This is a genomic window from Psychrobacter sp. FME13, assembly GCF_014861395.1.
Lineage (GTDB): Bacteria > Pseudomonadota > Gammaproteobacteria > Pseudomonadales > Moraxellaceae > Psychrobacter.
In genome coordinates, this window is record NZ_RRYV01000015.1 from 30,307 (window position 1) to 41,362 (window position 11,056).

Here is an 11,056-nt window from a genome sequence, read left to right on the forward strand (position 1 = left end):
TATAGAGACTAATTAGTAAATATAAGATATCTATTTATATGAGGACTAGGTATATATTTATTATATGTACTCGATAGTGTTCCCATCAGCTAACTCCATCCACTCTAAAACACCAATATGAGCCGAGATCCGTACAATTGAGAACGAACATATTGCCGATATATCGGCAGTGTTGGTAAGCCCCACTAACAGGTTATTGATATTATTATATAGAGCAGCGTCACCACGCTGCCTATCTCCTCACTAAACCACCAGTAGTCAGAATAAAAAAATATGATGTAGCTCTACTATGTGCAAGACAAACCACATAGGAGAAATACCATGCAAAACATTAACCTCAATCAAAGTAACTTATTAACTAAAGTTCACCAACTGGTAATCGATATCATTTCTAATGAATTGAGATTTGACCTGATAATAGATGAGCTGAACGATTTGTATCATCCGTTCATGTATTACTATGAGGGTGACAATGGATTGATTTACTCGGTGCCCATTGAAGCTTTCTTTCGCAGTACGCAATATATCGTTGGTGATCAATATCCAGAAGATGTCATTTGGGATTACGATAAAACACAGCGTCTTATTAAAACACTGTCATACTATAAAAAAGATATTAAGCGTGAACGTAGTGTGTTTAGTTATCAGGAGTCTAAAAATAAGAGGACACTCGAAAAATATGTACGCCATCTGATTCATCATTACAAAAGACTGCTCTTTGTACGTATCGACCTAAAGTACGCCAAAGAAACAAGCCACCTTGTTAGCATTGAAGATTTTTATCATCACATGAGCAAATTCCGAGATCTTATCGGTAATGAGGAAACGTGCTTTGAAGATTTGCAGGGCTACGCTTGGGCTTTAGAGCATGGTGGCATCGAGGGCGGATTACATTGTCATTTGTTGCTGATATATGACGGTAATAAGAGACAAAATGATTGGTATATCGCAAAAGAGGTTGGTGAAAAGTGGAAGGTCATTACTGGTGGTCTAGGCGAGTGCTATAACTACCACAATAAAAAGACTAAGCAGGGGTATGAGCGAAACGGTAAATTAGGTATCGGCATGATTCATCAGGATAACGAACAGGAAGTTAACAACGCTCTTAGAACGTCGTGTTACCTGACGCAACCAAGCAAGTATGACCAAAAATTAAAAGTATGGCTCCCAAACATGAACACCTTTGCACACGGTCGATACCGCACATCCAGACGTCGAGGACTACCGCCCATATCAAAATAATCTCAAATATATACTATTACCATGAGATTGAGTACAGCCCGTTTGTGTGTACCTTATTCCTTCATCAAGGTCTGCTTTTTAGCAGGCCTTTTTTATGCGCAAAATTTAGGAGTATATATGAAAACCCTGTGTCCTAGCTGTGAGTCATCTTTGGTCTACGAGATGACTGATGGTAGTCAAATCAATCTTATTGATCAGCTGTTATCCCCTGCGGTATTAGTCAGCCTTGGTGTTAGTCTTTGCAAAGCACTTAAAGTACATCCTGCTATAGGTGTGGTTGCAGGAACAACGGTAGCAGCGCTTATTGAGATCACTCAGTCTCATCAAGCGCTGCCAATACTGGTCAATAAACAATATCGCTGTGATGACTGCTCGCATGTCTTCACCACCTTTCACTCATTCACTTAAACTCAATTTAATCATAATACAAAAGGAAAATTATCATGGCACATTTAGTAGAAAGCATGGCATACGTTGGCGAAACCCCTTGGCACGGCTTAGGGAATGAGCTATCTCCCAAGCAGCCGTTAGAGGTTTGGGCACGTGAGGCAGGAATGGATTGGCGTATCGAATCGTCGGACGTCAGCTACATGGCTGAGAACGATCGAGGGCATAACCTTATCTTGCCATTCGCTGATCAAAAGGTCTTGTACCGCTCCGACACGCTTGATCCGTTATCAGTGGTCAGTCAGCGCTATCAGGAAGTACAGCCTGAGGAGATACTTGAGTTTTATCGTGAGCTCACGGAACACTCACACTTTGAGCTTGAAACCGCAGGTGTGTTAAAGGGTGGTCGTAAGCTATGGGCATTGGCACGTACAGGCCAGTCAGCCAGTCTTAGGGGCGGTGATGTCAGTAATGGCTACTTACTGCTGGCAACTGCTTGTGATGGCACGCTTGCGACTACAGCGCAGTTTACCAATATCCGTGTGGTGTGTAATAACACGCTTGCGGTAAGCCTTGCTGATGGTAGTGGTGGCGTGGTGAAAGTCCCGCACTCCACCTCCTTTGATGCTGACAAGGTCAAACAGCAATTGGGCGTATCGGTTAAACAGTGGGATGAGCACATCTACGAGATGAAACAATTGTCTGAGCGCCGTGTTACCCAAGCGGAAGCGGCTAACTATCTTAGCCGTGTGTTTAACGATCAGGACAATGACATCATTTTATTTAACAGCGCGAAGAAAGAAAAAGATGCGGTTCCCAATACTCGCGCAATGAATAAGGTGATGCAGATGTTTAATGGTCAAGGACGCGGTGCTGATCTCGATGCGGCTAAAGACACTGCTTATGGCTTGCTCTGTAGTATCACTGAATACGTCGATCATGAGCGCCGAGCGATGAACACCGACAATCGGCTTAACTCAGCATGGTTCGGTGCTGGGGCTAAGCTGAAGGAAAAAGGTCTACAGGATGCGCGAGCCTTAATCGCTTAGTTGTTTTATGACACCAGCAATAACCACGCCCTAGAGCGTGGTTTTTTTATGCCGATTATTCAACCGATCACATTCACTAATCTATTTATAAGGAATCTATCATGGAAACCATCGCTTTAAACAACACCGCTCCAACGAGACGTCGTAAGCGTAAAGCATTGCAAGCTAGACACACAAAACCGACTGCTAAAATTAATGCTAAGACAATTCAGCCAACCGAGAAAAACATCGTTCAGAAAGACAAAACTGTCAAAGCCACAGCAAAACGTCTGGTCAGCACCAAAAATCTCAGCCATGACAAATGGCTTGAGATTCGCAAGCAAGGCATTGGTAGTAGTGACGCTGCTGCTGCGTGTGGTATTCATCCGTATTTATCAATGCTGGAGCTGTGGATGATTAAAACAGGGCGTATGACCTCAAACATTGATGAGAGCATCGAAGGGTACTCACCGCTGTATTGGGGCAACACCTTAGAGCCTATGGTGGCGAAATACTATCAAGAACAGACTGGCAATAAGGTTCGTCGCGTCAACGCCATCTTGCAGCACCCTGATCCTGAGCAGCATTTTATGTTAGCGAACTTGGATTACGCCATCACTGGTAGCGATGAGGTACAGATACTGGAATGCAAAACCGCTGGGGAACATGGGGCTAAGCTGTGGAAGCATGGCGTACCGTTATACGTCACTTGCCAAGTACAGCATCAACTGGCAGTCACAGGCAAACAAGCCGCGCATATTTGTGTCCTACTCTGCGGACACGAAGCGAAGATCTACAAGGTTGAGCGCGATGAGCAACTGATCAATAGCATTCTGTGGCATGAGCGTCTGTTCTGGCAATACGTAGAAACGGATACACCGCCAACGCCCGATCATTCTGAGTCAGCGGCGCGCGCCTTAAAGCAGCTTTACCCTAAGCCTGAGCCTGCCAGTAAAATCGATTTCAGCGAAGACGCTGGGGCTAATAAGCTATTCACTAAGTTACTGAGTCACCGTGACTCACTGAGTGAGCTACAAAAGCAGCATGACCAGATCAAACATCAACTGCAAAGCTTAATCAAAGACAATGAAGTAGCGGTCTTTGACAAAGGCGCAATCTCATGGAAGCGCTCTAAGGATAGTGTGAGCTTAGACAGTAAAGCCGTCACTAAAGCCTATCCTGAGCTGATGGATAAATTTAGTAAAACCCGTCAAGGCAGTCGTCGCTTCGTCATCTTAAACGATAATTAAACCAAGACAGCTAGTCTCATTAACCAAACGCATAAAGCCCACCTATCACAGGTGGGCTTTTTTATGTCGATTTATTCAAATTATTAAACAAATAAGGAATATCATCATGATTAAAGGTCTAACGATTACCCCGCCCGTACTCGGTCGTATCAGCATTGGACGCGTTATCCAAAAGGATGGCAAACGCCTACCTGCCAAAGACGATCAATTCACCATTACCAGCCAAGTGCAAAATAAAGACGGCTGGGTCAATCATCCGCTTGATGAAAAGCTCCGCGCACGTAGCGAGGGTAAGCTCAGACAAATACCCGTACGCATGCTGTTCAATGATCCTGATCTTAATTTGCGCGCGCAGTACACGCTATTTGATCGGCAGACAGGTAGACCGTTATGCGTGGGCGATGGCGAACACTGTCAGCGCCGTACCAACAATGGCGTTGAACAACTACCTTGCCCATCGCCTGACCGTTGTCCACTAACCCAAGGCGGCGCGTGTAAGCCCTACGGTCGTCTGTATGTCAATCTAAGTGAAGACGATGAATTAGGCACGTTTATCTTTCGCACCACAGGCTTTAATAGTATTCGCACACTAGCAGCACGTCTAAGCTACTTCGCCGCAGTGTCAGGTAATAAGCTGTCATGCTTGCCATTGCAATTAACCTTACGAGGTAAAAGCACCACTCAAAGCTATCGCACACCCATTTATTTTGTGGATTTAACCCTACGTGATGGGGTGACACTCAAAGACGCGGTACAGCAAGCTAAGGCGATTGATACGGAGCTTAGTGAGAACGGCTTTGATCAAGCGGCATTAGAGCAAGCTGCCACGCTTGGTTATGCCAATTCGTGCTTTGAGGTTGATGGTGATGAGATGTCTGATGTGGTGGAAGAGTTTTACCCAGTAGCAGACGACAGCAATCAAATGCCTAGTAAGGCAGAGCAAGCGATGCAGCCAAATACCCGCAGTATCGCGCAAGGCTTACGCCAAAGCGTGACAGCGGTAAGCTAACTCGTGACAGATAAACGGCATAGAAAGGAGTTGATAAATCAGCTCCTTTTTTTATTACCTGCATCAAAGGCTAAAGCTTGGACTGCATGGGATGCCATAAAAAAATATGGGACTCGGTAAGTATATGAGAGGTGATGCTCTCGTTCACTTACAAGGAGATAATCATGGAAACTTTAAACGCAAACACTCAGCAAAACACATCAACACTAGGCATGCCACAAATACCTCGCATGCTTCCGCTAAAGCAAGTCGTACACTACACAGGGCTTAGCAGCACAACGATTTACGATATGCTCGATAAAAGATCGAATCGTTACGATCCCACCTTCCCTATTCAAGTGAAGCTATCAAAGGGGCGCGTGGCATGGGTTGAAAGCGAAGTAGCTCAGTGGATTGAAGGTAAGATAGCTGCTCGATTTCATTGAGCAGTGATAAAAAGTAAGCCGCGCGATGCGGCTTATTTTTTGTTCGTCTAAGTTCGTCTAAGTTCGTCTAAGTTCGTCTAAGTTCGTCTAAGTTCGTCTAAGTTCGTCTAAGTTCGTCTAAGTTCGTCTAAGTTCGTCTAATCTTAGACCAACCTCCAAAGCTTGTCTTCAAAATAGATAAGCTTTTTTCTTTTCATTTTTTGAAGTAAGTTTTTGATTTTGTGGAACTTCTGTTCATCCGTTAAAACCTCAGGTAGTTTATTATATAAAAGCTTATCAAAATCTGAACGACTCGCCTCTCCAAATTGCTTCAATAAATCTAAGATAGCGGCTTCATAATATTTTTCATTGAGCCCTTTAAGCAACATATACTCTGCCTGCTGCTCAGTGTGCTTAGCAACATCAGCGGCGATAATATAGCTATTTTTGCGCCCTTCAATCAGTGACTTTTTACGCAGTGCGTCGGCTTCTTCTTCAGTGATCGCCTGCCCCTTTTGTACTTTATCAAGCGCTATAATATCGTGTAGTGTGAGGTTATCGACGGTTGCTAGCTGCTTGGCGTACTCTTGATCAAGCACTTTACCTGTAAACTTCACGCCTACTCTTTCACGGGTTAAGTCATAATCTGGCAATGGGAAAAAACGCTTAGACTGAATCTGATACATTTTTTTGATACCGCTACCAATGGTGTCCATCATATTTAGATTAACCATGGCATTGACCAAAAACGGATTGCGGTAACTCGCTTCAGGCGCATCTTGTAGCAAGACGTTCTCAATAGTCTTAGGAATAAACGCACCGCTATTTTGAAACAATAGCGTTGAGTCCTCTTTTTCAACTACTATGATACGTCCACCTAGGCGGTAGTCTTGATGACCAATAGCATTACTTAACGCTTCACGAATGATATAGGGGTCGTACTGCTGTACCTCTTCAGGGAACAGCGTGCCTGATGCCATGTAGCGATAATTGAGATTACGGATCTTGTTATACACCTCATCTAAGACTAACAAAAATGGGGGTTCAAAATGCTCATAGTCTTTTTCAATGCCATCAACGCCCTTTAAAATCCAAGTGATATGCGCTTGCGCTGGACTCAAAAAACTCGTGGATTCATAACGTCCCAATAAAATAATCGCCGTGTTAGTAATCTGACCGTGAATGGCGATTTTAGCTTTATTCAAAAAAGTGATGTCGTCCCACTCTTTGATATCTTCAGCCAATCGCTTGTTTTTATCAGCAAAGACTTGTCTAGCAACCGCAATAGCGCGAGGGTCAAGATCTTCAAGCGCTGCCTCGTGGCAAATCTCGGCACTCCAGTCATCGGCTTGGTTTTGCCAGAGCTTACGACTTTGGTCTGGGTAATGCTTGAGCAGCTTAGTGACGCTACCAATACGAATATAAGGCTCATGTAAAAAACTAATGGGCGTATCGGTGGCTGCGGGAATCTCAAACAGCACCACCGCTTTACCATCGATCTGTAACTCATGAATGGTAAAGTGAATCTTAGGGCTTAGGCGGCTTACCAGCCAATGCTCTAAGTCTTCGTTACCTTTGGCTTTTTTTGTCCTTGGGCTAAAGCTTGTACCAACGATGTTGTGCGTGCCGTCCTCTACGCCAAATACTAAATAGCCAAACTTCTTGCCAGCCAAACACGCGCCATTGGCAAGCGCAGAGATACGCTTACCGATCTCATCAGGGCTATGAAAGTTATGCTTAAACTCAAGCCATTCTTGCTCGGTGGGCTGCTGAGTTAGGCTTAGGATGAGGCTTTGATAATGGTTAGGCATAGTGAGAAATATAATCAGTTAATAAAAGTGACAATCAATATATCATTAAGCTCTAACGGTCTATATTGATATATTTAATTTTTTAGCAAATTAAACACTATTGATTATTCTGTTTTGATGGAGGATTAGTGCTTGATAGTAACTGCTCTAATGGTGTGATCATCTCCCAGTTATAAAAATAATCTAAGCAGTTCACAATCACAAAAATAATGAGAGCAAATACCAAGAACAGATATCCAGCATGTGTGATTATTTTGACTTTAACAGGGGTAATCTCGGACTTCCATTTATTGAGCAGTGCATCAGGTATCTTATTTTCTGCTACAAATCCATTAATTTGACATCTCAAATGCCATAGATTGTAGCCCTGTTGAAGCGTCGCGTACAATACCATAACGGAGTAGACGCAGATTGAACCAATTACAAGACTATTAATTTTTGCACTAAATTTTGCCATTGAAATAAGTGCAATGGTTACAGGTATAGCCAGAATCTGTGTTTGTAGGTTTGTGATTATATCGTTAGCTTTTTCAAGAAATTTTTCAGAATGCTCGGTAATTTTGTCATTAAATTTTGAAAATTTAAAGTCATCTAGGTAGAGAGCGTATTTAGAAAGTACAGACTGGTACGTACTTTCTAAATTTTGGAGTAATGAAAAAACCCTATCCTCTTTCTCCACACCGACGAGACTATCAATAACTATACTTGCAACAATAGTATTTCTTTCTGTTTCGTGAACTAGAAGTGACTTCTTGACTTCATCATCAGCGTTATTGATATCTGCGTTTAACCAGCTAGTAAATTTCTCAATTATAGTACACAGATTACCAGATTCTGAACTACTAGGTTTAGAAGTGTTTACTGAGCTTAGATAAAGCTTAGCAGTATCTAAATAACGCTTAGTTCCGCTAGGCATTGTTGGAATTTCACAATGAGTCTGAGTAAAAATAACAATCTGTTTGTCTTTAAAATAATACTGCTCTTTCAAGCAGTTAATAAATTTAAAAATTAACTCTAAGGTAGGTAATAAAGTATTATCGCCACTGTTTTTAAAGTCATATTTATCTTCGTAGACAATTATTTCATCAGGGCTAGTATCATAACTCTCGTCTTCAAGAGCGTGTTCGATATAGCTTTCATATGAAGCATATTGATCGCCAGTATTAAGAACAGTCAATGTATAATTTATTTTTTGACCTACTTCTTCATAGTGGTCATTAGTTTTAAACCTTACAATATTTTCGAAATGTCCAGCTTCAAGACTTTCAATTAGTATAATATTTTCATTACTTTTAAGAATAAAATCAGCAACGATTCGGTTGCCAGAAAACTTAACATTCTGACTACATTTTACTAAATTTAACGTTTGCTCGCGAAGCTGAGTCATCTAAGTCCCTATTCGAATATGCGTCTAATTGCTGGCAAATTATCTGAGCTAACCTTAATTTCGATGATTGCTCCATTACTGCCATCATTCTTAAGTTTAATATCTTCACCAATTAAACTACGACTACCGCTAACACTAATAGTTTCCTCATCACCAAGACTAAATGAAAATAACTCAAAATTCCTAAGTGGTTTTGTTGCAGGAGCAAAAATATTACTATTATCTTTATCAGATGCCGCATATCCATTACTATCTCTAAAAGCTTTAAAGCTATCTTCAACGGCTATAGTCAGATTAGATAATGTACCTTTAGTAGCTAAGATTGGGTCTATTTCATCGACAATATTGACACTTTCTCTATTTTTAGCTTTATGGCTAAGTAACGTAAGTACTTCACTTTGAATATCCTTTTTTGACTTTTTATCAAATGGGCTTTCATCGAGATAATTAATTAAACTTTTCATTAACTTAGTCGTTGCTACTGTGTTATCGAGCCTAATTCTTACAGGTAAAAAATCTTGAATATACTCAGGAATTTTGATGCTGGTTCCTTTTTGTATCCAGTGTATATAGTTCTCAGCTTTATAAGAGGTATCTGAGCTTTCATATTTGTGTTTTTGCAATTTTGTAATATTGATCCGACAAGCAATCTTCAAGTTGGAAGCATCAATATGATTGGTATCTATGATCTCTCCCGTCTCTTCATTTATAGTAATTGCGTCTGTTAAACTTAATAAAGCAATATCAAGATATTCAACACCATCTAGTGTATAAAAAATCATTGGTAGGTGATCACCAGTAGTCATGTGCTCCGCATACACATGATGATGTAAAGCCTTAGTAAGGTGATTAGTGATGCGCCTATATCTTGTTTGCTCGAGCGATTCCTGCATCAATACTGTTTTGTCTTCATCATGTTCAAACGGCACAGATGTTAATAGTTCCCAAGTAAGTATGTTAGGAAAAGCTACATTAGTAGGTTTTGTAAAATTTAAATGCTTCAGATTCATGATGCATAGATAATCAGATAGTACATCTCCTAAAGTATTAGGGCTATCAAAAGTCTCAACATGAGAATAGGCTACCCCATTTTTTTCTAACTGCTCATCAAAAAATTCAATTAATTTATATACTTGTATAGTATCGGCATGAAGATTTTGTCTAATCAATGGAGGTGTTACAGATTTCTGATGAGCCTCCTTGATAATCTGATGAATTATACTTGCTTGGACTACAGCCTTAGGTTGACTCATTTATACTCCGATTAGCCAATATGTACAGATTAAAAATAATTACAGTTCATAGCCTGCCTAAACTATAAGGCAGACTAAGGTTAAAATAACTTTCATAGTCACATTATTTATGAAATAGCAAAATCGATCTAAGCCCTCATCTCATAAACACTATCGTTACCGCCTCTATAACTAGCAAAGATATGCTGATAGACGTCTGTTGCTTTAGTATCGACATCTTCATCACTATATGACTCTTGAGGTAGCCATAGCAGATTGTCATGGATAACTATCTTAATCTGAGCAATAACCTCACGACTTTCTCGCCAGCGCTCAATAGTTAGCTTTTCAGCTTTTAGTACGTCTAGTGTTTTCTTAGCCACTTTCTTCACTTCTTTGACGTCTTTTTTGCTCAGCTCTTTACCTTCAGTCAGTAGATCAAAAATCGCCAATACTTCCTGATCACCTAAGTTTTCTTTTATAGCTCTCTGTTCTTCAGCAGATAAGTCTTTAACAAAATCGTTCAGGTCATCAAAAACCTTCACCGTATTTTCTAGAGATTTACCTGCATTATAATCGTCTATTATTTCTTTATAACGCTCATAGAACTCAACTCTCGAAGGATTTTCCTTCAGCATTTGCTTCAGCTTATTCTCAATAACTTGTTGCAGGGTGTAGGTGATCGTATTTTTTTGATCAGACTTAGCAAATGCGTCTTTTAATTTATCAAAATCTAAATTGCTTAGGTCAATATAGATACCGTCTACATGATCACTTTGTTTGACACTGATACTATCACTCACCAAGCTTTGTAGCTTTTGCATGACTTCAGTGATATCAGCAGACTTGACACTTTTATTGAGACGCTTATAAATAGCGTCAATTGCGTTATGGTCTTTGGTATGAGCCTTGGCTTGCGGTTCAGGAAAAAGAGCTTTGTATTTTCTAAAAACGTTTCTAGCCATAACTTCAAAGGTAGCGCGAGTATTTTCGTTTAAACACACGCAGTTTTCAGCTTCTTGTATTTTGCTTATTCTCATCATTGGATTAGCATTCTTGAGAGATTCAAGATCAAAGCCTAGTGAGTGGAGATGCTTTGTCGTCTCTTTAATAGCTGCTCTAAGCTCTTTGAACCGCCCCGACTATATCGGAGAGTGGATTGCTTGAGTCAGGCAGCTTTGTCTGACTCACAAAGACTATCATAGTATCGTCTCTCAAACTCAAAAGGCGACACATAGCCAATCGTACTATGAATGCGAGTTTTGTTAAACCAATCGACCCATTCAAGGGTTGCTAATTCAACATC

General features: G+C 40.8%; 11 protein-coding genes. 6 read left to right on the forward strand and 5 right to left on the reverse strand.

Going from position 1 to position 11,056, the window contains the following annotated elements:
- Window positions 1-321: 321 nt before the first annotated feature.
- The 6 genes from EI164_RS03695 to EI164_RS03720 all read left to right on the forward strand — a co-directional run bounded on the left by EI164_RS03695 (window position 322) and on the right by EI164_RS03720 (window position 5,341).
- Window positions 322-1,242 carry an inovirus-type Gp2 protein gene (locus EI164_RS03695; RefSeq protein ID WP_192518648.1) on the forward strand — a complete coding sequence of 307 codons (921 nt, stop codon included), beginning with the start codon at window positions 322-324 and terminating at the stop codon, window positions 1,240-1,242.
- A 117-nt stretch (window positions 1,243-1,359) separates the two neighbouring features.
- Entirely contained in the window at window positions 1,360-1,650 is a 291-nt protein-coding gene (locus EI164_RS03700; protein WP_192518649.1) for a hypothetical protein, read from the forward strand.
- A gap of 35 nt (window positions 1,651-1,685) precedes the next feature.
- Window positions 1,686-2,678: a DUF932 domain-containing protein gene (locus EI164_RS03705; protein ID WP_192518650.1), complete on the forward strand. Its 993-nt coding sequence runs from the start codon at window positions 1,686-1,688 to the stop codon at window positions 2,676-2,678.
- A gap of 191 nt (window positions 2,679-2,869) precedes the next feature.
- On the forward strand, window positions 2,870-3,907 hold the full coding sequence (locus tag EI164_RS03710) for a YqaJ viral recombinase family protein (protein WP_413038430.1): 1,038 nt from the start codon (window positions 2,870-2,872) through the stop codon (window positions 3,905-3,907).
- Between the two features lie 106 nt (window positions 3,908-4,013).
- Window positions 4,014-4,916, forward strand: a complete 903-nt coding sequence (locus EI164_RS03715; RefSeq protein WP_192518652.1) for a hydrolase or metal-binding protein — start codon at window positions 4,014-4,016, stop codon at window positions 4,914-4,916.
- A gap of 164 nt (window positions 4,917-5,080) precedes the next feature.
- A complete protein-coding gene (locus EI164_RS03720) occupies window positions 5,081-5,341 on the forward strand; it encodes a helix-turn-helix transcriptional regulator (RefSeq protein WP_225739094.1) in 261 nt (86 codons plus the stop codon).
- A 143-nt stretch (window positions 5,342-5,484) separates the two neighbouring features.
- Here EI164_RS03720 and EI164_RS03725 read toward each other — a convergent pair whose 3' ends face one another.
- The 5 genes from EI164_RS03725 to EI164_RS03745 form a co-directional block, all read right to left on the reverse strand.
- Window positions 5,485-7,131 (reverse strand): RNA-binding domain-containing protein, encoded by a 1,647-nt coding sequence (locus tag EI164_RS03725; RefSeq protein ID WP_192518654.1) that lies wholly within the window; start codon window positions 7,129-7,131, stop codon window positions 5,485-5,487.
- Window positions 7,132-7,228: 97 nt separating this feature from the next.
- Window positions 7,229-8,518 (reverse strand): hypothetical protein, encoded by a 1,290-nt coding sequence (locus EI164_RS03730; RefSeq protein WP_192518655.1) that lies wholly within the window; start codon window positions 8,516-8,518, stop codon window positions 7,229-7,231.
- Window positions 8,519-8,526: 8 nt separating this feature from the next.
- Window positions 8,527-9,771 (reverse strand): nucleoid-associated protein, encoded by a 1,245-nt coding sequence (locus EI164_RS03735; RefSeq protein WP_192518656.1) that lies wholly within the window; start codon window positions 9,769-9,771, stop codon window positions 8,527-8,529.
- Between the two features lie 128 nt (window positions 9,772-9,899).
- Window positions 9,900-10,862, reverse strand: coding sequence for a type I restriction enzyme endonuclease domain-containing protein (locus tag EI164_RS03740; RefSeq protein ID WP_318779515.1), 963 nt, complete (start codon window positions 10,860-10,862; stop codon window positions 9,900-9,902).
- Window positions 10,863-10,918: 56 nt separating this feature from the next.
- The coding region (locus tag EI164_RS03745; RefSeq protein ID WP_192518657.1) for an IS3 family transposase at window positions 10,919-11,056 on the reverse strand (138 nt) is incomplete at its 5' end.

What these genes read in the sequence shown, in the direction of transcription:
- EI164_RS03695 (WP_192518648.1), top strand. Translation starts at nt 322, where the DNA reads ATGCAAAACATTAACCTCAATCAAAGTAACTTATTAACTAAAGTTCAC.
- EI164_RS03700 (WP_192518649.1), top strand. Translation starts at nt 1,360, where the DNA reads ATGAAAACCCTGTGTCCTAGCTGTGAGTCATCTTTGGTCTACGAGATG.
- EI164_RS03705 (WP_192518650.1), top strand. Translation starts at nt 1,686, where the DNA reads ATGGCACATTTAGTAGAAAGCATGGCATACGTTGGCGAAACCCCTTGG.
- EI164_RS03715 (WP_192518652.1), top strand. Translation starts at nt 4,014, where the DNA reads ATGATTAAAGGTCTAACGATTACCCCGCCCGTACTCGGTCGTATCAGC.
- EI164_RS03720 (WP_225739094.1), top strand. Translation starts at nt 5,081, where the DNA reads ATGGAAACTTTAAACGCAAACACTCAGCAAAACACATCAACACTAGGC.
- EI164_RS03725 (WP_192518654.1), bottom strand. Translation starts at nt 7,131, where the DNA reads ATGCCTAACCATTATCAAAGCCTCATCCTAAGCCTAACTCAGCAGCCC.
- EI164_RS03730 (WP_192518655.1), bottom strand. Translation starts at nt 8,518, where the DNA reads ATGACTCAGCTTCGCGAGCAAACGTTAAATTTAGTAAAATGTAGTCAG.
- EI164_RS03735 (WP_192518656.1), bottom strand. Translation starts at nt 9,771, where the DNA reads ATGAGTCAACCTAAGGCTGTAGTCCAAGCAAGTATAATTCATCAGATT.